Origin of the sequence: Amycolatopsis sp. NPDC051903 (assembly GCF_044452505.1) — a bacterium.
Classification (GTDB): domain Bacteria; phylum Actinomycetota; class Actinomycetes; order Mycobacteriales; family Pseudonocardiaceae; genus Amycolatopsis.
The window spans coordinates 10,353-34,818 of sequence record NZ_JBITBT010000047.1 but is presented as its reverse complement, the minus strand read 5'-3'; the positions used below and the strand labels follow the sequence as shown (position 1 = coordinate 34,818).

Sequence of the window (24,466 nt, the reverse complement as noted above, 5' to 3'; positions counted from 1 at the left end):
GAGCAGGTGCTAATCGGCCCGCTAGTGGCGGACGTACAGACGGAGCGTGACGTAACCCGTGATCGCCGAGATGACCACCGACACCGCCAGCAGGATCGGCGCGACCGGGAACAGCAGCTCCAGCGTCGTGATCTGCGGGAACACCTCACCGGTGAGCACGGAGTCGAGGAAGGACAGCTTGGCGACCAGCAGGAAGGCGATGCCGAGCACCGCACCGACCACGCCGGCGACCACCGCCTCCAGGAGGAACGGTAGCTGGGTGTACCACCGCGTGGCGCCGACGAGCCGCATGATGCCGACCTCCGTGCGCCGGGTGAACGCGGACACCTGGATGGTGTTCGCGATCAGCAGCAGCGCGGCGACGGCCATGATGAGCGCGATCCCGAACGCGATGTTGCGGATGCCGTTGAACACGTTGAACACGCGGTCGAGGAACTTCTTCTGGTCGTCGACCTTGCGCACGCCCGGCTTGCCCGAGTACTCGGCGATGATCGCCGCACTGCGGTCCGGGTCCTTCAGCTTGACCTGCAGCGACGCCGGGAGCGCTTCCGGGCCGGTCAGCTCGAGCAGCTCGGGCTGGCTCGCGAAGATCTTCTTGAACCGGTCGTAGGCCTGGTCGCGGTTCTCGAACACGACGGACTCGACACCCGGGTTGTTCTGCAGCGACTGGCGAAGGCCGCTGCAGAGCGGCTGCGAGCAGTTCTTGTCGTTGGCGCTGATGTCCTCGACGAGGCTCACCTGCACCTCGACCTCGGCGAGGAAGTTCGCCTTCATCTTGTCGATCGTCCGCACGGCCAGCAGGCCACCGCCGAGCATGGCGAGCGAGACCGCCGTGGTGAGGATCATCGCGATGGTCATCGTGACGTTCCGGCGCAAACCGGTGAGGACCTCGCTGAAGACGAAACTGGCACGCATCGCAGGTACTTGTCCCTTGTTGGGTCGGGGCTGTCGGGGAAGGCGGGCGGCGGGGTCGGCTGGGGATCAGCGACCGATGCCGTACACCCCGCGGGCGTCGTCGCGGATCACGCGGCCGAGCTGCAGCTCGACGACCCGGCGCCGCATCGAGTCCACGATGGAGTGGTCGTGGGTGGCCATCAGCACGGTGGTCCCGGTGCGGTTGATGCGCTCGAGCAGCAGCATGATGTCCTGGCTGGTGTCCGGGTCCAGGTTCCCGGTCGGCTCGTCGGCCAGCAGCACCAGCGGCCGGTTCACGAACGCGCGCGCGATCGCCACGCGCTGCTGCTCACCACCGGAGAGCTCGTTGGGCAGGCGGTCGGCCTTGCCCTCCAGGCCCACGAGCTCGAGCACCTCCGGCACGACCTTCTTGATGGTGTTGCGCGGCTTGCCGATGACCTCGAGAGCGAACGCGACGTTCTCGGCCACGGTCTTGTTGGCCAGCAAGCGGAAGTCCTGGAACACGCAGCCGATCGTCTGACGCAGGCGGGGGACCCTGCGCCGGGCGAGCTTGGCGACGTCGAAGTTGGACACCATCACGCGGCCCTTGGTAGGCACCTCTTCCCGCAGCAGCAGCCGCAGGAACGTCGACTTCCCGGAACCCGAAGGGCCGATGAGGAAGACGAACTCACCCTTGCCGACGTCGACCGACACCCGTTCGAGAGCGGGACGGGTCGAGGTCTTGTAGACCTTGGAAACCTCTTCGAGCCGGATCACGGTTCGGCATACTACCCATGACTCTCGTTAAGCCCGGGTTGCCCGTGCCCTCATGCGACGAGGGACTCCCGTCGTCGCCGAGCGTGGCGTTCGCCGCGCCGGGCGGTAGCGGAAGTCCCTCGTCCGAAGGTTTCGCAGGTCTGTCGAAAGTGGATCAGGCGACCGCGGCCTGCTTGCGCCAGCGGATGCCGGCCTCCAGGAAGTCGTCGATCTCACCGTCGAGCACGGCGCTCGGGTTGCCGACTTCGTGCTCGGTCCGCAGGTCCTTGACCATCTGGTACGGGTGCAGCACGTAGTTGCGCATCTGGTTGCCCCAGCTGGAGCCGCCGTCCTTGAGCGCGTCCATCTCCGCGCGCTCCTCCTCCTTCTTGCGCTGCAGCAGCCGCGCCTGGAGGACCTTCATCGCCGCGGCCTTGTTCTGCAGCTGCGACTTCTCGTTCTGGCAGGAGACGACGATGTTCGTCGGGATGTGCGTGATGCGCACCGCGGAGTCGGTGGTGTTCACGCTCTGTCCACCAGGGCCCGACGAACGGTAGACGTCGACGCGGATGTCCTTCTCCGGGATGTCGACGTGGTCGACCTCCTCGACCTCCGGCAGCACCTCGACGTGGGCGAACGACGTCTGGCGCCGGCTCTGGTTGTCGAACGGCGAGATCCGCACCAGCCGGTGGGTGCCCTGCTCGACCGAGAGGGTGCCGTAGGCGTAGGAGGCGCTCACCTTGAACGTCGCCGACTTGATGCCCGCCTCTTCGGCGTAGGAGATGTCGTAGACGTCGGTGGGGTACCCGTGGCGCTCGGCCCAGCGCAGGTACATGCGCAGCAGCATCTCGGCCCAGTCGGCCGCGTCGACGCCGCCGGCCTCCGCGCGGATGGTGACGACGGCGTTGCGGTCGTCGTACTCGCCGGACAGCAGCGTGCGGACCTCGAGCGCGTCGATGTCCTTGCCGAGGCCGGACAGGTCGCCCTCGGCCTCCTGCACGCTGCCGGCATCACCCTCGGCCTCGGCCAGCTCGTAGAGCACGCCGATGTCGTCGAGGCGCTGGCGCAGCTCCGAGACGCGCCGGAGCTCGCTCTGGCGGTGCGACAGCTGGCTCGTGACCTTCTGCGCCTCCTCCGGGTTGTCCCAGAGGGTGGGGCTGGACGCCTGCTGCTCGAGCTCCGCGACCTGCGCACGCAGCGCATCGAGGTCCATCACCGACTCGATCTGCGTCAGCTTGCCGGACAGGTCCTTGAGGGCCGCATCGAACTCATCACTCACGATGTCCAAGGTTACGGCAAAACCCACGACCGGTTGCGCACCGGTCGTGGGCAGCGGCGGGCGTCAGGCCTGCGGGATCGCGTCGAGCAGCTTCAGCGCGGCCTTGGCCTGCGCCTGTGCGAACTCGGCGACGGCCTTCGCGTACGGGCCGTCGGCACCCTTCGTGGCGGCCTTCGCCTCGTCGAGCTGACCCTGGTAGGTGCCGCGGGCGGCGTCGAGCAGCGACGAACGCTGCTTCGCCGTCAGCGAACCGGCGTGCACGAGCCGCAGGATGAGCGGGCTGCGCAGGTGGTCGGGGCCGGCCTCGGACGTGAGCCACGTCTTGAAGGCCTTCTTGCCCGCCGCGGTGAGCACGTACTGCTGGCTCGAGCGCGGACCCTGCTTGCCCAGCCGGACGAGGCCCTCCTTGGACAACGCCGGGAGCTCGCGGTAGACCTGGCTGCGGGTGACACTGAAGAAGGCGCCGAAGCGCTCGTCGGCGCCCGCGACCAGCTGCCCACCCGTGGCGGGACCGTCGTGGAGGAGACCGAGCAGGGCGGCGGCTGTTGCATTCAATTCGGACACACCCCTACGTTCCCACTTCTTCGGCGGTATGTCCACAGTGGCCTCGGGATCTGTCCATTGTGGCTAGTGTTATCCCCTCATTCGGCCCAATCCGGAGGCAGGTCCACTGTGGACCTGGACACGCTCCGCAACCGGACGGGCGCCCGTTCCGGCGCAAAACGACCAGGGCGCCGGTGCGCAACCACCACCTGAGCGAATCGGCAGGTCAGCGCACGAAAAAGCCCGGCCTGCACCTTGTGCAAACCGGGCTGTTTCGCAGTAGCGGGGACAGGATTTGAACCTGCGACCTCTGGGTTATGAGCCCAGCGAGCTACCGAGCTGCTCCACCCCGCGTCGTGTGTAAATAGACTAACAGCAGGGGTCCAGGGGTTATTCCGGCACCCCCCGTTAACCCTCAGCGGCACCGTCTACCTGCGACTATGCCGCCTCGACCCACTGGCGGGCCCCGCTCAGCACCATCGCGAGCCCGTCGGAGAACCCGGCCTCGACGTCGCGGAAGATCGCGGCGCCCTCGTCGGCCGGGCCGTAGCGTTCGTCCCGCTCACCGGGCCGCGGGTACACGGCCTGCTCTTCGATGGTGAACCCGATCACGAAGCTGTAAACGGTGAACGTCGCCCGCACGGCGCGAGTGGCGTCGAGCCCGGCGTCGATCAGGCCCTGCAGCGGAGGCGGGCCGAGCAGGCTCAGGTCGTCGAGGTAAGTACCCGAGAAGACTTTCGCGCCGTCGCGGTAGGCCAGCAACGTGCGGCGCAGCGTCCTGGCCTGGTGCTCGAGGAGCTGCCACGGGTCGAGCCCGTCGGGCGGCACGCGATCGGCCACGGCGTCGGCGAGCATCTGCGTGGCCATCCGGTCGAGCAGCTCCTGCTTGTTCTTCACGTGCCAGTACAGCGCCGGCGCCTTGACGCCGAGGTCGCCGGCGATCAGCCGCAGGGTCAGCCCGTTCAGGCCGACGTCGTTGAGCAGGCGCAACCCCGAGCGCGCGATGTCTTGCCTGGTCAGGGCCATGGCGTCCTCCTCGCTTGACAATTTAACGATGTTAAGGGCACTCTGGCGGCAGGTCAATTTAACAACGTTAAGGAGTGGTCGTGAACGAGCTGCACGCCGATGTCGTCGTGGTCGGGGCGGGCCCGACGGGCTTGATGCTGGCCGCGGAACTGCGGCTGGCCGGGGTCGACGCCGTGGTGGTGGAACGGCTGCCCGAGCGCACCGGACTGTCGAAGGCGCTGAACCTGCAACCGCGCACCGCGGAGGTGCTCGACCTGCGCGGATTGCTGCCGAGAGCGGAGGAACGCGCGTTCGCCACCGTCCAGGAGGGACACTTCGCGGTCATCCCGGTGAGCTACGCCGGCTGGGACACGCCCCACCCGTACCAGCTCGGCATCCCGCAGGCGCGGGTCGAGGACCTGCTCGAGGAACGCTTCGCCGAGCTGGGTGGCAAGGTGCTGCGCGGGCACGAGCTCGGCTCGCTCACGCAGGACGACGAGGGGGTGCGGGCCGTCGCCGGGGAGCTGGTCCTGCGCGGCCGGTACCTGGTGGGCTGCGACGGTGGCCGCAGCACCGTCCGCAAGCTGCTGGGCGTGCCGTTCGAGGGCGACGACGGCAGCGGCTACGGCGTGGTGGCCGACGTCGTCGTGGACCGCGTGCCGGACGGCGCGGCCGGTACGTGGACGTCGGTGCGCGGCATGGTCCGGTCCGCCGGCCCGACGGGCTTCTGCGGCCTCATCCCGCTCGACGAGCCGCTGCTGTACCGCCTGACCTTCGGCGACCGCGCGCACCGGCCCGCGAACTTCCGCGATCCCGTCACCGCCGACGAGGTGCACGAGGCTTTCGCCGCCACGTACGGTCCGGCGGCGATCAGGGAGATCCGCTGGCTGTCGCGCTTCTCCGACGCGTCGCGCCTCGCGGCCCGCTACCGCACCGGCCGCGTCCTGCTCGCCGGCGACGCGGCCCACATCCACTTCCCCGCCGGCGGCCAGGGCTTGAACCTGGGTGTCCAGGACGCGATGAACCTGGGCTGGAAGCTGGCCGCGGCCGTCCGCGGGGACTCTTCCGTGCTCGACAGCTACGAAACCGAACGCCGCGCCGTCGGCGCCGCTGTGCTGGAGAACGTCGCCGCCCAGAACGGCCTCATCCCCCAGTCGACGTCGAGCCGCGCACTCCGCGCCCTCTTCACGACCCTGGCGGACTTACCCGACGTGTCCCGCCACCTATCCGGTTTGGTCTCGGGCCTCGCCATCCACTACCCGGCCCCCGCGGACGCCCACCCGTTGACCGGCGCGCGCCTGCCCGACTTCCGCTTACCGGACGGCTCGTGGGCCAGCACGCTCTTCCACGCGGGCCACCACGTCCTGCTCCGCACCCCCGGCGCCGACCTCTCGGCCCTGCCCCACGTCCCCGGCCCACTGTCCACAACGGACCTCCCGGCCCTGCCCTTCCCCTCCGCCGCCGCCCTCCTCCGCCCCGACGGCCACTTCTCCTGGCTCCCCTCCCACTAACCGCCCCGCACCACTGCCCTCACACTCCGCCCTCACCCACGACTCCCCCACCACCGCAGCTCCCCACCCCGGGACCGAGGGCACCCCCGACGCTCCCACCCACCCGGCACGCGACCCTCACCACCCGGAGCCAGGGCGCAGCCCGAAGCTCCTACCCACCGCAACCACCTGGGGAGGCGACACCCACCACCCAACTCACCCCACCAGGAGCCAGGGCGCAGCCCGCCGCTCCCACCACCTAGAGAGGGCAACACTCACCACCCAACGCAACCCACCTCGGGGGGTCCAGGGGGGCGAAGCCCCTCCTGGCGGGGGCCCGGGGGTTCGACCCCCGTAGAAATGCGAAAGAGGCCCGTGCTTGCGCATTCCGCAAGCACGGGCCTCCCACCTCTGTAGCGGGGACAGGATTTGAACCTGCGACCTCTGGGTTATGAGCCCAGCGAGCTACCGAACTGCTCCACCCCGCGTCGTGACACCTACCTTACGCCCTGGTTTCTCGGGGGTGCAAAGCAGGTGCCACTTCGCGTTGGCGACGTCACCCGCCGGGCTGCTGAGGGGTTCCGCTGCCGGCCGGTGGGGGGCTCGCCTTGGCCGACTCGTACTCCTTCGCGGCGGCGTCCAGTGCGGCGAGTGCCGTGCCCTGGTCGGCGAAGTTGCCGGATTGCTGGGCGGCCCTGAGCTTCGCCAGTGCCGACTGGATGTCCGTCACGGCTTTGTCGAGCGCCGGGTTGCTGCCGCCCGAGTTGGGCGGCGCCGCCGGCGACGTGGGGCTGGCCGGTGTCGTCTGTTTGGGCGGTGTCGTTGACGAGGACGGCGGTGCCCCTTCGACGGGTGTCGTCGCCGCGGCGCCGGTGCCCTTGCCGAAGACCTGATCGAGCGCCTCGTTGAGCGTCGGCGCGTAGCCGACTTGCGAGCCGAACGACACGAGCACACGGGCCAGCTGCGGGTAACTCAGCTGGTTGCGTTGTCTGATGTACACGGGTTCGACGTAGAGGAACCCGTCGGCGACCGGCAGCGTGATCATGTTGCCGTAGATCGGGACCACGTTGGGGTTGTTGAGCAGAGTCCGGTCGGAGGCGACTTGCTGGTCGCTCTGGAATCTGTTTTGGACTTGCACCGGCCCATCCACCTGGTTCGAACCACTGGCCGGGGGTAGTCGGAGCACTCGGATCGTGCCGTAGTCCTGCGGATCGGACGAGACCGACATCCACGACGCGAGGTACTGCCGTTGCAGACCGGTGAGCCCACTGGTCAGCTGGAACGTCGGCGTGCCTTCGCCCGCTGCGTCGGCGAGGACGTAGTAGCCGGGTTGGTTCGCGACGTTCGCGGCAGCCGTGGTGGCGCTGCCGTCTTCCGTCGGGTCTTGAGGGACGCTCCAGAAGGCCTGCTGTGCGTAGAACTCCTGCGGGCTGTCCACGTGGTAGCGGGCTAGGAGCTCACGCTGGATCTTGAAGAGGTCCTCGGGGTAGCGGAAGTGCGCCCGCAGGTCGGGTGAGATGTCCGCGCTCGGCTTCACCAGGCCCGGGAACACCTTCTCCCACGCGTTGAGGACGGGTTCTTTGTCGTCGATCGAGTACAGCGTGACCTTGCCGGTGAACGCGTCGACGGTCGCCTTCACCGAGTTGCGGATGTAGTTGATCGAGCTGTTGCCCTGCTTGGTCACGCCGTTGAGCGAGTCGTTGGTGGCCTCGCCGAGCTGCGTCTGCTGCGCGTACGGGTAGTTGTTGAGCGTGGTGTACCCGTCGACGATCCAGACGATCTTGCCGTCGACGACCGCGGGGTACGGGTCGCCGTCGAGCGTCAGCCAAGGCGCGACCTTGCTGACGCGGTCGCGGGGGTCGCGGTTGTACATGATCTTCGAACCGGCGCCGATGGCGTCGGAGAAGAGGATGTTGCGCTCGCCGTACTCGGCCGCGAACGCGAGCCGGTTGAACCAGCTGTCGAGCGAGACGCCGCCCGAGCCGTTGTACAGGTAGTTGCGCTGGCTGTCGGTGTCGTATTCGCCGGGCGCCTTGCCCGGTGTGCCACCGACGATCGCGTAGTCGTTCTCGTTGGCCAACTCGCCGTAGTAGATGCGCGGTTGGTCGACGCGGATGCCGGGCTTGCCACCGACGGAACCGGCGCCGGTGGCGTTCGTCGTGTCGCTCGTGGTGGCGATCGGGTAGCCGCCGCCGGAGTTCGAGTCGGACACGTCCGTCACGGCGCGGTCGATGGTGTTGGCCGGCGCGGCGACGAACCCGTTGCCGTGGGTGTAGACGAGGTGTTTGTTGATCCAGTTGGTCTGGTTGCCGGTCAGCCCGTCGGTCTTCATCTCCTTGGCGGCCACGATGTAGTCCTGCGTGGTGCCGTTGATCGTGTAGCGGTCGATGTCGAGCTTCGCCGGGAAGCCGTAGAAGTTCTCGCGGCCGACGCGCTGGGTGAAGGTGTCACTCAGCACGTTCGGGTCGAGCAGCCGGATGTTGGACACGGTCCCGGTGTCGGCTTTCACCGCGTCGGGCGTCGCCGTGTTCGTGCCTGGGTAGTTCTCGTACTTCACGTTCTGCAGGCCGAACGCCGCGCGCGTCGCGTCCATGTTGCGCTGGATCGACGTGGCTTCCTTGTCGTTCGCGTTGGGCTTGACCGAGAACTGGTCGAGGATCGCGGGCCAGGCGACGCCGATCAGCACGCCCGACAGGATCAGCAGCACGAGCGCGATCGCCGGCAGCTGCAGGTTGCGCAGGAACGCGCCCGCGAAGAACGCGACGGCGCAGATCACGCAGATGCACAGCAGGATCAGCTTCGCCGGCAGCACCGCGTTGAGATCGGTGTAAGTGGCGCCGTTGAACAGCGGCATGTCTCGATCGGACAACAGCAAGTTGTACCGGTCGAAGAAGTACTCGACGGCCTTCAGGAGCACGAAGATGCCGACGGTGATCGCGAGTTGCGCGCGCGCCGGGCCCGACAGCTGGCCGCCGCGGCCCGCGAGGCGGATGCCGCCGAAGATGTAGTGCGCGATCAGCCCGCCGAAGAACGCGATGACGACCGTGACGAACAGCCAGCCGATCAGCCAGTTCACGAACGGCAGGTCGAACGCGTAGAAACCGATGTCGAGCCCGAACTGCGGGTCCTTCTGCCCGAACGACGTGCCGTTGAGGAACAGTTGGATCAACTGCCAGTCGCCCATCGCCGACGCACCGGCGATGAGGCCGGTGATCACCGGGATACCGATGCCGAACAGGCGGATGCGCGCGACGATCATCGAGCGGTAGCGCGACAGGGGGTCGTCGCTGCCCGAGACCGGCACGAACACCGGGCGCGTCCGGTACGCGATGATCAGGCTGACCGCGAGCGTGCCGCCCACGAGGAGCCCGACGGCCACGAACAGGACTATCCGGGTCAGGATCTCCGTCGTGAACACCTGGCGCGCCTGGACCTCGCCGAACCACAACCAGTCGACGTAGGTGTCGAGCAACCTGACGCCCAGCAGCAGCGCCAGCACGATCACCGCGGCGACGATGAGGAGGATCCGGCTGCGGCGGGACAGCTTCAGGCTCACGGGCCTAGACGCCACGGCAACGCTCCTGTCTTCGTGAACACGATCGCGGGGACGCGGTCGTCCCTTGACGGTTTAACTCTACGGATGGGTTCCCGAGTTCCCGGGACCGCCCAAACCGGACGTCGGACGACGCCGTGCGGGGCGGCCTGCGACGATGTCGCCATGCTTCCGACCGATCCGCCCGCCGCCAATCCCGTCGCCGGCCTGGCCCGGGAAGTCGAAGAGTTCGTCGCCTCGGGCGGCTGGGACCAGCCGCCGCAGCTGTTCGCGCTGGTGCCCACCGCGGCGCTGCTCGACGAGCAGCCCGAGCTGGCCGGCCAGCTCGACCGCGCGAACCCGCTGACCCCCGTCGCGCAGGAGGCGCTGCCCGAGGGAGACCTCGCCGAATCGCTCGGGCGGATCGCCTGGCCCGAGATCGTGGTGGGCTGCGCGCTCGCGCAGGAGATCATCGTGCTGCCGCCCGACGTCGAGGCTGAGCTCGAGGGCGTCGCCGAGGCCGACGCCGAACGCTTGCGCCGCGCGGCGGCCGACCACCCGCGGCGCACCGAAGCGCGGCTCGTGGCGGCCGTGCTGCGCGAAGGGGATGTGGCGTGCGTGATGCGGCTGCGCGGTGCGCGACCGGACGAAGCGGGTGACGCCGACGCGCTGGACGAGATCGTCGAGAGCCCGGACCTCGCGCCCAACCTGCTCGAAGCGCTGAAGACGACGCTGCTGCCCTGAGCCGCCTTGAACCGGAGGCCTCCGCGTGGGGGCCTCCGGATCCGGGCGAGTGCTGGCACGGGGGTCCTCAGCAGTGCGTGGTGGGCCGGCCGGTCTTGAGGTTCTGGAGCTGGGTCAGCGCGTCGTCCAGAGTGGACACCTTGATCAGGTTGAGCCCGTCCGGCACGGCCGACTTCGCTTCGGCGCAGTTGTGCGCCGGCACGAGGAAGTCGGTGGCTCCGGCTTCGCGCGCGCCGACGACCTTGAACGAGATGCCGCCGATCGGGCCGACCTCGCCCGTCTCGCTGATCTCGCCCGTGCCCGCGATGTGGCGGCCGGCGGCGAGGTTGCTGTCGGGCTGCCCGGGCGGGGTCAGGCGGTCGATGATCGCCAGCGTGAACATCAGGCCGGCCGACGGGCCGCCGACGTCCTGCAGCGAGATGTTGACGTCGAACGGCGCCTGCGCGTGGTCGACGGCGGTCAGGCCCATGAAGCCCTGGGTGCGGTCGGAGCGCTGGGCCAGCGTGATCGGGACCGTGCGCTGGGGCCGGCCGTCGGACTGGAAGGTGACCTGCACGCTCTGGCCGGGCTTGGTGGTGGTGAGCGCGGCCGCGACGTCGGCGGCCTCCTTCACCTGCTTGCCGTTGACCGTGAGGAGTTTGTCGCCGGGCGCGAGCACGTGGTCGGCGGGGCTGCCGGACACGATCTCCTTGGCCACGACCTCCACCGGGTAACCGAGGTGGCGCAGCGCGGCGACCTGGGCGTTGCTCTGCGAATCCTGCAGCTGCTGGATGTTCTCCTGCTTGACCTGCTCGTTGGTCTCGCCGGGCCGGTAGTACTCCTCGCGCGGCGCGAGGGCGTAGCGGCCGCTGGCCCAGAGGCCGAGCGCGGTGAAGAGGTTGATCCCGTCGTTGAGGGACACGGTGGTCATGCGCAGTTCGCCGTTGGTCTGGAAGGACTGGTGGCCCTTGACCTGGATCACCTCGTTGCCGGCGGCGTCGCGACCGAGCGTGTCGTACGTCGGGCCGGGACTGATGGCCACGTACGGCACCTGGACCAGGAAACCGGCTAGGACGAACACCAGGAACAGCGCTCCGCTGACCAGCAGGGTCCAGCCGCGGCGCGTCATCCGCCGCTCTTCGCGGGCCGGTTCACTCGACGGCTCGGTCCGGCTGTTCGCGGTCGCGGTCTCCTCGTCGGGTTTGGTCACGAGCGACAGCGTACGGTGACCGTGTTCGCTTCCCGGTGAAGGCCATGGTTGACGCGCTGGGAGGGGCCCTACCCGCGTACGGTGGACGTATGAGCAAACCCCCGTTCGGTTTCGGACCGCCCGATCCCGACAGACGAGGCGACAACGACCCGGAGCAGCCGTCCGGCGCCGAGGCGTTCAACCAGCTCGGGCAGATGCTGAGCCAGCTGGGCCAGATGCTCAGCCAGGCGGGCTCCTCGAGCGGGCCGGTGAACTACGACCTGGCGAAACAGATCGCGCTCCAGAACCTCAGCGGTTCGGAGGACGCGAAGATCGGCTTCGCCTCGTCCACGGGCGACTCGTCGACCGCAGTGCGCGACGCCGCCCACCTCGCCGAGCTGTGGCTCGACGCGGCGACGATCCTGCCCGCCGGCGCGACCACCACCGTCGCGTGGTCGGCGCGCACGTGGGTCGAGAAGACGCTGCCGACGTGGCAGCGGCTCTGCGACCCCGTCGCGCAGCAGGTGTCCGGCGCGTGGATGCAGGCGCTGCCCGAGGAGGCCAAGCAGGCCGCCGGGCCGCTGCTGTCCATGATGGGGCAGATGGGCGGCATGGCCTTCGGCTCCCAGCTCGGCAACGCGCTCGCGCAGCTCGCCCAGGAGGTGCTGACGTCCACGGAGGTCGGCTTGCCGCTGGGCCCGGCCACCACGTCGGCGCTGCTGCCCGCGAACATCGAGAAGTTCACCGAGGGGCTGGAGGTGCCGAGCAGCGAGGTGGTCGTGTTCCTCGCCGCGCGCGAGGCCGCGCACCAGCGCCTGTTCGCCCACGTGCCGTGGCTGCGCCAGCGCCTGCTGGCGACGGTCGAGGAGTTCGCGCGCGGCATCACCGTGGACACCTCCGCGCTCGAATCGCTGGCCGGCCAGATCGACCCGGCCAACCCGGCGAGCATCGAAGAGGCCATGTCCTCGGGCCTGCTCGAGCCCAAGACCACGCCCGAGCAGGAATCGGCGCTGAAGCGGCTCGAAACCCTGCTGGCCCTGGTCGAAGGCTGGGTCGACGTCGTCGTCGCCGAGGCCATCGGCGACCGGTTGCCCGGCGCCGAGGCCCTGCGCGAGACACTCCGCCGCCGGCGCGCCACGGGCGGGCCCGCCGAGCAGACCTTCGCGACCCTGGTGGGCCTGGAACTGCGTCCCCGCCGGATGCGTGCCGCGTCTTCCCTGTGGAAGCTCGTGGGCGACCGCCACGGCATGGAGAAGCGCGACGGCCTCTGGTCCCACCCGGACCTCATGCCGACCGCGGAAGATCTCGACGAGCCCCTCGACTTCGCCGACCGCCTCGGCGAAACCCCGGTGCTCGGCGACGACTTCGACCCGATCGCCGAGCTGGAGCGGACCCAGAAGCGCGAAGCCGATGCTGCGGCCGATTCTGGCTCCGAAGCCGCCCCGAAGCCCGACTCGGACGACAAGGGCGACAAGGGCGACACCCCGTCGTCCTGACCCCTGCGCACCCGACCCCGGTCCTCCGCCGCCCCGCGACGGAGGACCGGGGTCGTTTCGGGCGTCTTCTCGCCACTCAGCCGGGGGTCGCGCTCAGTCTTCCTCCGAAATCCCCCACCCCGCCGCCGCCGACAAACCCTCCAGGTACCCGATGGCGCGCTCCGTCTTCGGGTAGCGGTTCACCAACGTCCAGAACGCGGCGTCGTGCCCCGGTTCCCGCAGGTGGGCGAGCTCGTGCACCAGCACGTAGTCCAGGACCCACGACGGCACCCGCTGCAGCCGGTCGCTGACGCGGATCGTCGCGTCGACCGGGGTGCAGGAGGCCCAGCGGGTGCGCATGGGCGGCACCCAGCGCACGCTCGCGGGGATCGCCCGCGGGTGCACGTACTTCGCCGCCAGCACGGCGCAGCGCGCCAGCAGCGCGTCGTCCGACGCCTTCGGTGACGCGGGTTTGCGCGGCTCTGGGCGCTGCAGCTTGCGCTCCATCTCCGCGACCCAGTGCCGTTCTTCCGCGCGGGACAAGTGTGCCGGGATGAGCACCACGAGGGTGTCGTCTTTCCAGTACGCGGTGACCGTCCGGCGCCGGCGCGTGCTGCGCCGTACCTCGACCTTGTGTTCAGGAGTGTCCGACGGGGGGTTCGTTCCGCCCCGGCCCCTCAGCGAGGGCATCCGTGCTTCGACCACTCGACAACGGTAAGGCCAGCGGCCGACAACTTGGAGCGCCTTAAGGTCACAGCCCCGAGTTGTCCACAACTTGCCTGCCCTGTGGATAACTCGCGGATTTGGGGCAGGGCAACGCCGTGTGGGTGTCAAGCTGATCATCATGACCTTGTCCACCGTTCCGCCGCCGGACGTCTTGCTGCCGGCCTACCCGACGCTGCTCCCGGGCCTCCACGTGCTGGAACGCGGCGACGGCGAAATCCAGATCGGCCTCGACCCGCGCCACGGCGTCGTGGCCGGCCGGCTCGAGCCGAGCGTGGTCGAACTCGTGCGCCGGCTCGACGGCAGGCGCCACCTCGACACCCTGCTCGCCGAGAGCGAACACCTCGGCCAGCTGCGGCTGCTGCTCAAGCAGCTCACCGCGTTGGGTCTCGTCACGGAGGCACCCACGCCCACCGCGAAGCGCGTCGAGACCGGTTTCTGGTCCCTGCGCGCCCGCCACCACCAGACCGCGCTCACGGAACGACGGCGACAGAGCCTGGTGACCGTTCGCGGCGACGGCCGGATCGCCGTGGCCGTCGCCGTCCTGCTGGCCAACGCGGGCGTCGGGCACATCGACGTCCGCGCGTCCGGCGCGGTCGGGGAAGCCGACCTCGGCTCCGGCCTCACCACCGCTGAGCTGGGCCTGCCGCGAAGACGGGCGGTGCTGAACGTGCTGGCTCGCGTCGCACCCGACGTCACCACCGGCCGCAACCACCACCGCACGCCCGACGTCGTGGTGCTCACCGATGCGCTGGTACCCGCGCCGGAGCTGGTGGCCGAGCTCGTCGACGCGGGCGTCCCCCACCTGCCCGCGAAGGTCCGCGACGGCACGACGATCGTGGGCCCGCTCGTCGTCCCCGGCCGCAGCGCCTGCCTGCGGTGCTGCGACCTGCACCGCACCGACCTGGACGCGGCGTGGCCGCGGCTCGCGAGCCAGCTCGTGGACGTCGACCAGCGGCCCGATCTGGGGGCCGTGCAGTCGTGTGCCGCGCTGGCCGTCGCGCAGGCGCTGCGCGTGCTGTCGCCGAGCGCGGAACCGCCGCCGAGCTGGAACAGCACCATGGAACTCGACGCGTTCGAGGGTCGCCTGCGGCACCGGTACTGGGAGCCCCACCCGGACTGCGACTGCGGCGCCCCCGAACCGCACCCGGAGACGTAGCCCACACCCACCGGCAGGCTGCGGCGGGCAAGGTCACCAAGGCAGAATCGCAGGGTGACCGACTCCGCCGCAGACCGCGAATCAATCGCAGACCGCGAATCAATCCTGCCGCGACGAGGTGCCGCCCGCACCGCGAAGCTGGCCAGCATCCCGATCGGGATCGCCGGACGCGCCGTCGGCGGGTGGGGCAAGCGGCTCGCGGGGCAGAGCGCGGACCAGGTCAGCGCGACGTTGTCGGCGAAGGCCGCGGAGCAGCTGTTCGAGGTGCTGGGCACGCTGAAGGGCGGCGCGATGAAGTTCGGCCAGGCGCTGAGCGTGTTCGAGGCCGCCGTGCCCGACGACATGGCCAAGCCGTACCGCGAGGCGCTGACGAAGCTGCAGTCGGCCGCCCCGCCGATGTCGGCGCAGCAGACGCGCCGCGTGCTCGCCCAGCAGCTCGGCCGGTCGTGGGAAGGCCGGTTCGCGCACTTCGACGACGTCCCGGCGGCGGCGGCGAGCATCGGCCAAGTCCACCGCGCGACCTGGCACGACGGCCGCGAGGTCGCCGTGAAGGTCCAGTACCCGGGCGCCGACGAGGCGCTGCGCAGCGACCTGCGGCAGCTGCAGCGGTTCAGCCGGCTGTTCCAGGCGTTCGTACCCGGCACGGACGTGAAACCGCTGCTCGCGGAGCTGGCCGACCGCATGGACGAGGAGCTCGACTACCTCAACGAGGCCGACAACCAGCGCGCCTTCGTGAAGGCCTTCGAGGGCGACCCGGAGTTCCTGATCCCGCGGGTGGTGGCGAGCGCGCCGAAGGTCGTCATCACCGAGTGGGTCACGGGCACGCCGCTGGCCAAGGTCATCTCCGAGGGCGACCGCGAGATCCGCAACCTCGCGGGCCGGCTGCTCATGGAGTTCCACTACTCGTCGCCGGCCAGGGCGCACCTGCTGCACTCCGACCCCCACCCCGGCAACTTCATGATCACCGACGACGGCCGCCTGTGCGTGATGGACTTCGGCGGCGTCGCGAAGCTGCCCCACGGCATCCCGCGCCACCTGGGCGAGATGACCCGCCTGGCGCTCGACGGCGACTCCTCCGACCTCATGCGGCTGCTGCGGGAGAACGGCTTCGTCCGCACCGACTCCGACCTCTCGGCCGACGAGGTGCTCGCGTACCTGGCGCCGTTCACGGAGCCGCTGGCCACGCCGACGTTCCACTTCACGCGCCGCTGGATGCAGAAGCAGGCCGGCCGCGTCGGCGACACCCGCGGCAGCGACTTCCGCGTCGGCCGGTCGCTGAACCTGCCGCCCGAGTACCTGATGATCCACCGGGTCACCGCGGGATCCACGGGCATCCTCTGCCAGCTCGACGCCGAGGTGCCCGCGCGGGGCATCGTGGAGCGCTGGCAGCCCGGGTTCGCGCGCTGAGTTGTCCACAGGCTCCGGCGTTTTGGGCGCCGCAGAGCGGGAGTTGTCCACAGATTCGAAAAGCCGGTTCCACTCGGATGGCCGAGCGGTCATCCTCGAACCATGACGACTACCGCAAGCACCCGCGCCGTTGCGTTGAGTGATTCGAGCGCCTTCGCCTCCGCCGCGGGCGTGATCGACTTGAAGCGGCTGCGCAGCGCCGGGGTCTCGAACCGAAGAGCCGCGAGGCTGGCCCGGCCGGGCGGACCGTGGCGTCGCGTGTACCCCGGCGTGTTCCTGACCCAGGACAAACCGCCGACCCGATTACAACTCCTGCACGCGACGATCGCCCGCTACGGCCCGACGGCCGTCATCACGGGCGTCGACGCACTGCGGGCCCACGGCGTCACGCACCCGGCCACCGACGAGATCCACCTGCTCCTGCCGCACTACCGCCGTCCGGGTTCCGAACACGGCGTGCTGACCTGCCGCACGGCGCGCCTGCCCGAGCCCGTGATGATCAACGGCCTGCCCTACGCGAGCCCGGCGCGCGCCGCCCTCGACCTGGCTCGCCGCGAGCAGGACCCGGCCGCGGTCGAGCGCCTCGCCACGCTCCCCCTGCTCTGGGGCCTGTGCGACCGCACCGAGCTACTGGCCGAACTCAACGCCGGCAACCAGCGCGGCTCCGCCACCGTCCGTGCGGTGCTCCGGGCGCTCGACACCCACGAGGCCTTCGCCCACGGCCACGCCCTGCGTGTCGTCCACGAGACGCCCCTGCCGGCCCCGCAGTGGAACGTCTCGGTCTGCGACCGCCGCGGCCGCCGCATCGGCACCGCCGACGCCTGGTGGGACGAGGTCGGGCTCGCCTGGCGCTACCGCACCGCCGCCGGCCCCACCGACTTCAGCCACCTCGCCCTGACCGCCACGGGCACCGTGCTGATGCGCTGCACCCCCGAGCAACTGCACGAAACCCCCAAGGCCGTCGCCCGCGAACTCGTCCGCGCCTACACCCAAGCGGCCCGCACCCCGCGCCCGAAGGTCCGCGCCGTGTACCGGTCGGGAACGGCCGCCTAGCGGGTCGCTCCCCGGGCCCCTACCGGGGCGCTCCTGGTCCCCCACCGCGCGCTCCGAAGTGTTACTTGGGGCCGCCTGCCCGGCACGCTGCGAACCGGCGCACAGCTCCCCTGGCCACCGGCAGCCCGCCCGACGCGGTGCGGCCGTGCGCACTCCCGGCTCGCCGGGCCGCGAGCTGCTACCGGCCGCGCGGTGTTCAGCAGGCGTGCCGCCGCCGAGGTGCGCCACCGCCGAGGTGCGCCACCGCCGGAGGTGCGCCGCAGCAGAGGTGCGCCACCGCCGAGGTGCGCCACCGCCGGAGGTGCGCCGCAGCAGAGGTGCGCCAGTGGCCTGCCCGCAGGCCACTGGCACACTCGCGGCCATCGAGCGCACCACTCACCGGGCCACAAGCCGCATGCCTGGGAGCAGCACCAGGTGCCCTGCTGCGGTCGAGCGGGCCGCTCGCCTGACCTCACGCGGCCACCCGCTGCGGTCCCGGTCCGGCGCACCACTCGCCGGCGAGCGCCGGCCTGGTGTCGGTCGCCGTGGCCTGCGTGTGCTGGTGAACGGCGGCCCGTGAGCAACCGGCGCGTGATCCGCGGTAGTCGCACGGGTCGCCCGGGCGGGTCGGGCCGTCAGGGGGAGGAGGTGCGGTCGGAATCGGAAAAGATCACCAGTACTCGTCGGGGAGTTTGGCTTCGATGTCGCGCACGTGGTCGCGGGCGCAGTTCGGGCACAGCCAGCGTTCTCGGCCGTCGTCCTTGGTAGAGACCCAGGAGAGGGCGGCGAGGGGGTCGGATTCGCCGGAGCGGGGGCGGCTGCAGCGGGAGCACGTGGCGTCGGGGGCGGTCACGGGCGTCGTCCACAGTGGACGATTTTCGCGCCGGTGAGGTAGAGGTCGTGGCGGGCGGCGAGGTGGTGGGGGCCGTCCGGGTCGAGGAGGGAGGTCAGGGTTTCGCGGTCGTCCGGGGTGAGGTACTCGCCGCCGAACTCGAAGATGCGCGTGATGCGGTGGACGACGTAGTCGGCCAGCATCGCAGGACCCGGCGACGGGTGGTGCACGAGCGCGCCGAACGAGTCGACGTCGGTGAGCCCGGCGTGCTCAAGCGCCGTGGACCAGCCGTACGGCATCGCGACCGCACCCTCGATGCCCTCGCGCATACCGATGAACCACTCAGCCTGCGCGGCCAGCAACCGGTCCTCGAGCCCCGGCCGCCCGATCCCCAGATCCCAAGGGAGACAACGGAAATCCAGCCCACCCTCAGCGAGCGCCACCAACCCGCCCGCCTTGGCGACCCGCGCGAGAGTCCCCACGGCCGCCTGCTGATCCGGCAAGTGGTGCACCACGCGCGACGCCCACACCAGATCCGCCGCCGGCAAAGACTCCGGGAGCTCCGCATCAGCGAGATCCCCGAGCACGGCCCGCACCTCGACAGGCCCGGCACCGACCGCGCCGGAGCCACCCGCAGGCACCGGACCGGACCCGGAACCGGCCACGCCCGTCGCGACCGGACCCGCAGGGGAAACCCCTGCGCCCGAACCAACCTCGTCGGCCACACCCGTCTCGACCGAACCGGCGGGCGCGACCGCGTCGCCGGAACCAACCCGCTCGGCCGCGCCCATTGCGGCCGAGCCATCGGGCGCAACAGCGTCATCAGAACCGACCGTATCGGCCACACCCGTCGCAACCGAACCGGCGGGCGCAACCCCAGCACCGGAGCCAACCGTGCCGGCCACACCCGTCGCGACCGGACCCGCAGGGGAAACCCCTGCACCCGAACCAATTCCGCCAGGCACGGCGACAGCCGGTGCCGCACCAGAACCGGCGGCCGAAGGGCCGCCCGAAGCGGCGGCCTTGACCGTTTCCTCGGCGACGGCGAGCAGCTCCGGCGTCGCGTCGACGAGGATGAGGGTGCCGCCGCCGTGGGAGGCCAGGGCGGTGGCGAAGTGGGTGCTCATGCCGCCGGCGCCGCAGCCGAGGTCGACGATCGTGGCGCCGCGCGGGAGGGCCGCGACGAGGCGGCGGGCGATCGCGGACTGGGCGTCGGCGTCGAGGGTGTCGGCCGTGCGGAGCTGGGTGAGCCGGTCGGCCCAGTCGATGTGGTCGTGGGTGTGGCTGTGGGAATGGTGGTGTGCGGACACGACCCTCATTCAACACCCGAACCCCGCGGCCGAACGAGCCGACGGACCGGCGACCGCGCGGTGAACTCCGTGCGAGTTCAGGGAAAAAGCCGGAAGGCCGGCCACCGAAGTGACCGGCCCTCCGCGCGGATCAATCCTGGAACCGGCGGGAGCGGTCGGCCGCCCACCGGGCGACGCGGGCCCACCGGCGCGCGGCGCGTGCGCGACGCCAAGGGCGTTGCGCTTGTACTTCTTCCTCCAGATCCCGTATTCGGGCCCTGGACAGTTCTTCGTGAAGCAACATTTCGCTGGTCTCCTGAGTGTCGTTCTGCTGGGGAAGTGGCTGCGCGCGATCCGGTTCACGGGTGCGCGCCTCGTAATCGCGGATGGTGATCAGCTCGACGGTCATGCGGCGGCGCTCCCGGCAGCGGCAGCGGGCTCCAGCGCGGCGTTCTTGCGCGGACGGCCACGGGGCCGCTTCCGCGCGATGACGACACCACGCTCGAAGATCTCGCCACCCCAGACCCCCCACGGCTCGCGCCGGGCAAGGGCACCCGCGAGGCAGGCCTCGCGGACGGGGCAGTCGGCGCACAGGGACTTGGCGCGCTCGAGCTCGGCAGGCGACTCGGCGAACCAGAGGTCTGCGTCGCGGGAACGGCAGGGCAGCTCGAGCTCGGGGGCGGCGACCCCGTCGAGCAGGTCGCCGATACCGAGGTCGAACCCCTCGGCGAAGGCGATGGCGGACGACATTTCCGTGCTCCTCTTCATCGTTGCGGTGGTTTTCGGACTGTCGATCGAACTGGACAACTTGTTCCTCGGGGTTGTGCAGCCAAAAAAACACGAAGGCCGCGGATCCGGTTACCGGTTCCGCGGCCTTCGTGAGCCTCGTGTCCTGACTAGGTCAGGAACTTCGCTCCCGTATCGACAACGGAACACGGAACTGCTTGATGGTCGGCAGATCGACCTCGACCTGCGGGTACGCGCCAACGAAGGCAGCGTTGGCCAGGGTGACCTCAACCGAGGTCCACGTACGCTCATCGACCCGGCGGAGTCCGCCGAGGTGAGCACTCGTGGACACACCGGTACCCTGGCGCGAAGCGGGGATGAGTCCGCAGCCGGACAGACCGGTGCCAGGGTTCGTGAGCGTCATGTTGCTGATCATTTCACCGGCACCACCTTTCGCTGTCCGGACGCTGCCGCACCGGGCGGCACTCGTCACATGGATCCCCAGACCGGGCTCTTCCCACCCGGGTACGTGCAGGTTATTGCCCCTGCGAGACGGGGGCAACTCATTTTCCCGAAAACTCTCCGAAGCTACGAAGATCGCGTGCGAGCAGCGGGTTCGCCGCATCGATCAGGGTGCGGACGCGGTCAAGACCGCATCGTCGAGCGGACCACGTCGAGCACCTCCGCGCCGAAGCGTTCGAGCTTCGTCGCGCCGATCCCGGAGATCGACACGAGCGCTCCGTCGTCGGTCGGTCGCTGTTCGGCGATCGCCATCAGAGTCGCGTCCGTGAACACCACGAACGCCGGCACCTTCAGCTCCCGCGAACGCTCACCACGCCACGTCTTCAGCTTCTCGAGGAGTTCTTCATCCACTGTGGACGGGCACTTCGAACACCGCCCCAGCTTCACCTCCAGCGTCTGCAGCAGCGGCCCGCCGCAAAGCCGGCACCGCGCGGCCTTCGTGCCCGCCGACGACACCTGCTGCGACCGCGCGACGCGGGCCGCCGGGTGGTCCTCCGGGATCAGCCCGTAGAGGAACCGGCTGCGCCGCCGGTTGCGCCGGCCGCCCGGCGTGCGCGACAGCGACCACGACAGCGACAGGTGCTCACGCGCCCGCGTGACGCCGACGTAGAACAGGCGGCGCTCCTCTTCGACGGCCGCCTCGTCGCCGTCGGCGTGGAGGATCGGCATCGTGCCCTCGGACAGGCCGACGAGGAACACCGCGTCCCACTCCAGGCCCTTCGCCGCGTGCAGCGACGCCAGCGTGACGCCTTCGACCGTCGGCGGGTGCTGAGCCGCCGCGCGCTGGTCGAGCTCGGCGACCAGCCGCGGGAGGTCGGCGTCCTCGACGGTCGCCGAAAGCTCCTCGGCGAGCTCCACCAGCGCGAGCAGCGCGTCCCACCGCTCCTTCGCGGCGCCACCCGCCGGTGGCTGCTCGGTGAGGCCGACGCGCGCGAGCACCGAGCGGACCGTCGTCACCAGGTCGGGCCCGGCGGGGTCGCCGGACGCGACGCGCAGCGCCGACATCGCCTGCCGCACCTCGGCGCGTGAGAAGAACCGTTCGCCGCCGCGGACGAGGTACGGGATGCCGGCCTCGGTGAGCGCCTGTTCGTAGGCCTCCGACTGCGCGTTCACGCGGAACAGCACCGCGATCTCGCTCGCCGACACTCCCCCGTCGAGCAGCTCGCGCACGCGCCGTGCGACGGCCGAGGCCTCCGCGGACTCGTCGTCGTACTCGGCGAACCGCGGCTCGGGCCCCGCCTGCCGCTGGCCGACGAGCTTCAGCCGCGAGCCCGCCGGCCGCCCGCGCGCGGCGCCGATCACCCGGTTCGCGAGCGCGACGACCTCGGGCGTCGACCGGTAGTCGCGCTCGAGCCGCACGACGGTGGCCTCGGGGAACCGCCGCGTGAACTCCAGCAGAGGCCGAGGCGAGGCGCCGCCGAAGGAGTAGATGGTCTGGTTCGCGTCGCCGACGACGGTGAGGTCGTCGCGGCCGCCGAGCCACGCGTCGAGCAGCCGCTGCTGCAACGGCGTGACGTCCTGGTACTCGTCGACGACGAAGCAGCGGTAGCGGTCGCGGAACTCCGTCGCGACGGCCTCGTGCTTCTCGAGGACGGCCGTGGTGTGCAGCAGGAGGTCGTCGAAGTCGAGGACCTGCGCGGAGTTCTTGATCTCCTCGTACAACCGGTAGACCTGCGCGACCTGGGCGACCGGCGCCGGGGTGTCGCGCTGCGTGCGCGCCGCGACGGCCGGGTAGTCGTCGGGTGACACGAGTGAGGCCTTGCTCCACTCGATCTCGCTCGCGAGGTCGCGCAGGATCTCCGTCTCCGTGCTCAGCCGCGCACGCTGCGCCGCCTGCGCGACGAGCCGGAACTTGTTGTCGACGAGGTCCCACGGCCGGTCGCCGACCACGCGCGGCCAGAAGTAACGCAGCTGCCTTCGCGCGGCCGCGTGGAACGTGAGCGCCTGCGCGGCGTCGACGCCGAGGCCGCGCAGCCGCGTGCGCATCTCGCCCGCCGCGCGCGCGGTGAACGTGACGGCGAGCACCTGCCCGGCCGCGACGTGCCCCGACCTGACCAGGTGCGCGATGCGGTGCGTGATCGTGCGCGTCTTGCCCGTCCCGGCGCCGGCGAGGACGCAGACGGGTCCGCGCGGCGCGGCGGCGGCGGCACGTTGCTCGGGGTCGAGCCCGTCCAGGAGGCTCGGACGGCTCTTCGGAGACGATGCGCTTGCCACCCCGCGATCCTCGCAGAGGGGGCCGACGGATTCGTGGCAGGGCACGCGGCCGTATCCTGGTTAAATGGCGGGTAAGCAGGACAAGGAAGCGGCCAAGCAGGCCAAGGCGGAGAAGCGCGCGGCCGGCAAGGCCCGGCGCGGTCAGCTCTTCGAGGCGTTCAAGATGCAACGCCGCGAAGATCCGATGCTGATTCCTTGGATGGTCGGCTCGATCGTGGTCGTCGCCGGTGTGCTGTTCGGCGTCGGGTTCATCTTCAACATGCAGTGGGCGCTGCTGCCGCTGGGCGTCGTGCTCGGTGTGCTGCTCGCCGTGATCATCTTCGGCCGCCGCGTGCAGAAGACGGTGTACACGAAGGCCGACGGCCAGCCGGGCGCGGGCGCCTGGGCGCTGGAGAACATGCGCGGCAGCTGGCGCGTGACGCCCACCGTGGCCGCGACGACACAGCTCGACGCCGTGCACCGCGTGCTGGGCGCGCCGGGCGTGATCCTCGTGGCCGAAGGTGTGCCGCACCGCGTGAAGACCCTGCTGGCGCAGGAGAAGAAGCGCGTGTCGCGCCTGATCGGCGACACCCCGATCTACGACTTCACCATCGGCAACGACGCCGACGAGGTGCCGCTCAAGAAGCTGCAGAGCACGCTGATGAAGCTGCCCCGCAACCTCAAGCCCCCGCAGGTCGACGCCCTCGAGGCCAAGCTCGCCGCCCTCGGCAACCGCGGCGCGGCCATGCCGAAGGGCCCCATGCCGGCGGGCGCGAAGATGCGCAACGTGCAGCGGACGATCCGGCGACGCTGAGCTGGGGTTTGCCGCTGTGAAGAGGCCTCCGGGGTTGGTTCCCGGGGGCCTTTTCTTGTGTGGGGTGGTTGGTGGCTGTGGTGATGCGGCCCTTGGGGTCGGGTGGCTGGCGGTCGGGTGGACTGCGGTCGCGTGGCCCGAGGTCTTGGGCTTGCGGTCGGCGGCCTGCGGTCGCGCGACTTGCAGTTGTGTGGCCTGGGGTCGCGTGGCCTGGCTTGCGGTCCGGCAGCTTGGGCTCGCGTGACCTGCGGTCTTAGGCCTCCGGTCGGCGGCCCGCGGTCGCGTGACTGGCAGGCGCGCGGCCCGCGATCTTGGGCTTGCGGTCTTGGGCCTTGCGGCTGCGTAGTTTGAGGTGGGGTGGCCTGCGGTCTCGGGGCCGTGGTCGGGTTGCTTCCGCCGTCGGCTGGCCGCCCAGGCTCCGCATTCGGACTCCGGCGGACCTGAGGCCGGTCGGTCCCTCGGCTGTACTGGTCCTGATCAATGGCCCATACCGGCTTCCCTCGTTATCGGCCCGGTCCTGACCACCGCATTTCCGCCGGCAGTCGACCGCTGGCGTGATGCCGGCCTTCTTCGCTCCTGGCGAACCCTTCCACTCTTCGACTTACGGCGAGGCGATTCACGCTGTTCACAGCGCCACCGCACCCCGATAGCGGAGTTGTCCACAGCATCCTCGAGTTGTGGACAACTCAGCCCTCGATTGCCTTGACCACGGGTTTTGTCGGGGGTGGCCGATAGAATGGACGTGGGACGCCCCCTTGGGAGGGTGGGGGCTGTGTCCCGGCAGGAGCTGTGTCCCGGCAGGAGCTGTGTCCCGGCAGGAGCTGTGTCCCGGCAGGAGCTGTGTCCCGGCAGGAGCTGTGTCCCGGCAGGAGCTGTGTCCCGG

At 70.3% G+C, this 24,466-nt stretch carries 21 protein-coding genes and 2 tRNA genes; 7 read left to right on the top strand and 16 right to left on the bottom strand.

Features of this window, described 5'->3' with window-relative positions:
• Positions 1-21: 21 nt before the first annotated feature.
• From ftsX to ACIA77_RS46130, 6 genes are all read right to left on the bottom strand, one after another.
• Positions 22-915, bottom strand: a complete 894-nt coding sequence (gene ftsX, locus ACIA77_RS46155; RefSeq protein WP_395892536.1) for a permease-like cell division protein FtsX — start codon at positions 913-915, stop codon at positions 22-24.
• A gap of 66 nt (positions 916-981) precedes the next feature.
• Complete coding sequence (gene ftsE, locus ACIA77_RS46150; RefSeq protein WP_204091253.1) at positions 982-1,671, bottom strand: cell division ATP-binding protein FtsE; 690 nt, start codon at positions 1,669-1,671, stop codon at positions 982-984.
• Positions 1,672-1,825: 154 nt separating this feature from the next.
• Positions 1,826-2,929 (bottom strand): peptide chain release factor 2, encoded by a 1,104-nt coding sequence (gene prfB, locus ACIA77_RS46145; RefSeq protein ID WP_395892535.1) that lies wholly within the window; start codon positions 2,927-2,929, stop codon positions 1,826-1,828.
• A 63-nt stretch (positions 2,930-2,992) separates the two neighbouring features.
• Positions 2,993-3,493, bottom strand: coding sequence for a PadR family transcriptional regulator (locus ACIA77_RS46140; RefSeq protein WP_395892534.1), 501 nt, complete (start codon positions 3,491-3,493; stop codon positions 2,993-2,995).
• Between the two features lie 259 nt (positions 3,494-3,752).
• Positions 3,753-3,826: transfer RNA gene (locus ACIA77_RS46135), tRNA-Met, on the bottom strand.
• Between the two features lie 84 nt (positions 3,827-3,910).
• Positions 3,911-4,498 carry a TetR/AcrR family transcriptional regulator C-terminal domain-containing protein gene (locus ACIA77_RS46130; protein WP_395892533.1) on the bottom strand — a complete coding sequence of 196 codons (588 nt, stop codon included), beginning with the start codon at positions 4,496-4,498 and terminating at the stop codon, positions 3,911-3,913.
• A gap of 80 nt (positions 4,499-4,578) precedes the next feature.
• Between ACIA77_RS46130 and ACIA77_RS46125 the strand changes: the two genes are divergently transcribed.
• Positions 4,579-5,988, top strand: coding sequence for an FAD-dependent monooxygenase (locus ACIA77_RS46125; protein WP_395892532.1), 1,410 nt, complete (start codon positions 4,579-4,581; stop codon positions 5,986-5,988).
• A gap of 393 nt (positions 5,989-6,381) precedes the next feature.
• On the opposite strand, the gene ACIA77_RS46120 is transcribed toward ACIA77_RS46125, so the two are convergent.
• Both ACIA77_RS46120 and ACIA77_RS46115 read right to left on the bottom strand, forming a co-directional pair.
• Positions 6,382-6,455 (bottom strand) — tRNA-Met (locus tag ACIA77_RS46120).
• 68 nt (positions 6,456-6,523) lie between these two features.
• Positions 6,524-9,523 (bottom strand): UPF0182 family protein, encoded by a 3,000-nt coding sequence (locus ACIA77_RS46115; protein ID WP_395892576.1) that lies wholly within the window; start codon positions 9,521-9,523, stop codon positions 6,524-6,526.
• 162 nt (positions 9,524-9,685) lie between these two features.
• Here ACIA77_RS46115 and ACIA77_RS46110 point away from each other — a divergent pair, with 162 nt between their 5' ends.
• Positions 9,686-10,243 (top strand): PPA1309 family protein, encoded by a 558-nt coding sequence (locus tag ACIA77_RS46110; RefSeq protein WP_395892531.1) that lies wholly within the window; start codon positions 9,686-9,688, stop codon positions 10,241-10,243.
• A gap of 67 nt (positions 10,244-10,310) precedes the next feature.
• Here the strand turns inward: ACIA77_RS46110 and ACIA77_RS46105 are convergent, their stop codons facing one another.
• Positions 10,311-11,330, bottom strand: a complete 1,020-nt coding sequence (locus ACIA77_RS46105; RefSeq protein ID WP_395892575.1) for a PDZ domain-containing protein — start codon at positions 11,328-11,330, stop codon at positions 10,311-10,313.
• A gap of 191 nt (positions 11,331-11,521) precedes the next feature.
• Between ACIA77_RS46105 and ACIA77_RS46100 the strand changes: the two genes are divergently transcribed.
• Positions 11,522-12,907, top strand: a complete 1,386-nt coding sequence (locus ACIA77_RS46100) for a zinc-dependent metalloprotease (protein ID WP_395892530.1) — start codon at positions 11,522-11,524, stop codon at positions 12,905-12,907.
• Between the two features lie 93 nt (positions 12,908-13,000).
• Here ACIA77_RS46100 and ACIA77_RS46095 read toward each other — a convergent pair whose 3' ends face one another.
• Positions 13,001-13,567 (bottom strand): M48 family metallopeptidase, encoded by a 567-nt coding sequence (locus ACIA77_RS46095; RefSeq protein WP_395892574.1) that lies wholly within the window; start codon positions 13,565-13,567, stop codon positions 13,001-13,003.
• Positions 13,568-13,730: 163 nt separating this feature from the next.
• Here ACIA77_RS46095 and ACIA77_RS46090 point away from each other — a divergent pair, with 163 nt between their 5' ends.
• The 3 genes from ACIA77_RS46090 to ACIA77_RS46080 all read left to right on the top strand — a co-directional run bounded on the left by ACIA77_RS46090 (position 13,731) and on the right by ACIA77_RS46080 (position 17,228).
• A complete protein-coding gene (locus ACIA77_RS46090; RefSeq protein ID WP_395892529.1) occupies positions 13,731-14,768 on the top strand; it encodes a hypothetical protein in 1,038 nt (345 codons plus the stop codon).
• Between the two features lie 54 nt (positions 14,769-14,822).
• Positions 14,823-16,175 (top strand): ABC1 kinase family protein, encoded by a 1,353-nt coding sequence (locus tag ACIA77_RS46085; protein WP_395892528.1) that lies wholly within the window; start codon positions 14,823-14,825, stop codon positions 16,173-16,175.
• A 102-nt stretch (positions 16,176-16,277) separates the two neighbouring features.
• Positions 16,278-17,228, top strand: coding sequence for a hypothetical protein (locus ACIA77_RS46080; RefSeq protein WP_395892527.1), 951 nt, complete (start codon positions 16,278-16,280; stop codon positions 17,226-17,228).
• Positions 17,229-17,877: 649 nt separating this feature from the next.
• Here ACIA77_RS46080 and ACIA77_RS46075 read toward each other — a convergent pair.
• The 6 genes from ACIA77_RS46075 to ACIA77_RS46050 form a co-directional block, all read right to left on the bottom strand.
• Positions 17,878-18,060, bottom strand: a complete 183-nt coding sequence (locus ACIA77_RS46075; protein ID WP_395892526.1) for a hypothetical protein — start codon at positions 18,058-18,060, stop codon at positions 17,878-17,880.
• Complete coding sequence (locus ACIA77_RS46070) at positions 18,057-19,349, bottom strand: methyltransferase domain-containing protein (protein WP_395892525.1); 1,293 nt, start codon at positions 19,347-19,349, stop codon at positions 18,057-18,059. Before ACIA77_RS46070 ends, ACIA77_RS46075 begins: the two co-directional genes overlap by 4 nt.
• 130 nt (positions 19,350-19,479) lie before the next feature.
• Positions 19,480-19,737 (bottom strand): hypothetical protein, encoded by a 258-nt coding sequence (locus ACIA77_RS46065; RefSeq protein WP_395892524.1) that lies wholly within the window; start codon positions 19,735-19,737, stop codon positions 19,480-19,482.
• A complete protein-coding gene (locus ACIA77_RS46060) occupies positions 19,734-20,078 on the bottom strand; it encodes a WhiB family transcriptional regulator (protein WP_239154148.1) in 345 nt (114 codons plus the stop codon). Before ACIA77_RS46060 ends, ACIA77_RS46065 begins: the two co-directional genes overlap by 4 nt.
• A 151-nt stretch (positions 20,079-20,229) precedes the next feature.
• Entirely contained in the window at positions 20,230-20,490 is a 261-nt protein-coding gene (locus tag ACIA77_RS46055; protein WP_395892523.1) for a hypothetical protein, read from the bottom strand.
• Positions 20,491-20,699: 209 nt separating this feature from the next.
• Positions 20,700-22,790: an ATP-dependent DNA helicase UvrD2 gene (locus ACIA77_RS46050; RefSeq protein WP_395892522.1), complete on the bottom strand. Its 2,091-nt coding sequence runs from the start codon at positions 22,788-22,790 to the stop codon at positions 20,700-20,702.
• Between the two features lie 64 nt (positions 22,791-22,854).
• On the opposite strand from ACIA77_RS46050, the gene ACIA77_RS46045 reads away from it, so the two are divergent.
• A complete protein-coding gene (locus tag ACIA77_RS46045; RefSeq protein WP_395892521.1) occupies positions 22,855-23,583 on the top strand; it encodes a DUF4191 domain-containing protein in 729 nt (242 codons plus the stop codon).
• The last annotated feature ends 883 nt before the right edge of the window (positions 23,584-24,466 follow it).

What these genes read in the sequence shown, in the direction of transcription:
- ftsX (WP_395892536.1), bottom strand. Translation starts at nt 915, where the DNA reads ATGCGTGCCAGTTTCGTCTTCAGCGAGGTCCTCACCGGTTTGCGCCGG.
- ACIA77_RS46130 (WP_395892533.1), bottom strand. Translation starts at nt 4,498, where the DNA reads ATGGCCCTGACCAGGCAAGACATCGCGCGCTCGGGGTTGCGCCTGCTC.
- ACIA77_RS46110 (WP_395892531.1), top strand. Translation starts at nt 9,686, where the DNA reads ATGCTTCCGACCGATCCGCCCGCCGCCAATCCCGTCGCCGGCCTGGCC.
- ACIA77_RS46100 (WP_395892530.1), top strand. Translation starts at nt 11,522, where the DNA reads ATGAGCAAACCCCCGTTCGGTTTCGGACCGCCCGATCCCGACAGACGA.
- ACIA77_RS46090 (WP_395892529.1), top strand. Translation starts at nt 13,731, where the DNA reads ATGACCTTGTCCACCGTTCCGCCGCCGGACGTCTTGCTGCCGGCCTAC.
- ACIA77_RS46080 (WP_395892527.1), top strand. Translation starts at nt 16,278, where the DNA reads ATGACGACTACCGCAAGCACCCGCGCCGTTGCGTTGAGTGATTCGAGC.
- ACIA77_RS46065 (WP_395892524.1), bottom strand. Translation starts at nt 19,737, where the DNA reads ATGACCGTCGAGCTGATCACCATCCGCGATTACGAGGCGCGCACCCGT.
- ACIA77_RS46060 (WP_239154148.1), bottom strand. Translation starts at nt 20,078, where the DNA reads ATGTCGTCCGCCATCGCCTTCGCCGAGGGGTTCGACCTCGGTATCGGC.
- ACIA77_RS46055 (WP_395892523.1), bottom strand. Translation starts at nt 20,490, where the DNA reads ATGATCAGCAACATGACGCTCACGAACCCTGGCACCGGTCTGTCCGGC.
- ACIA77_RS46045 (WP_395892521.1), top strand. Translation starts at nt 22,855, where the DNA reads ATGGCGGGTAAGCAGGACAAGGAAGCGGCCAAGCAGGCCAAGGCGGAG.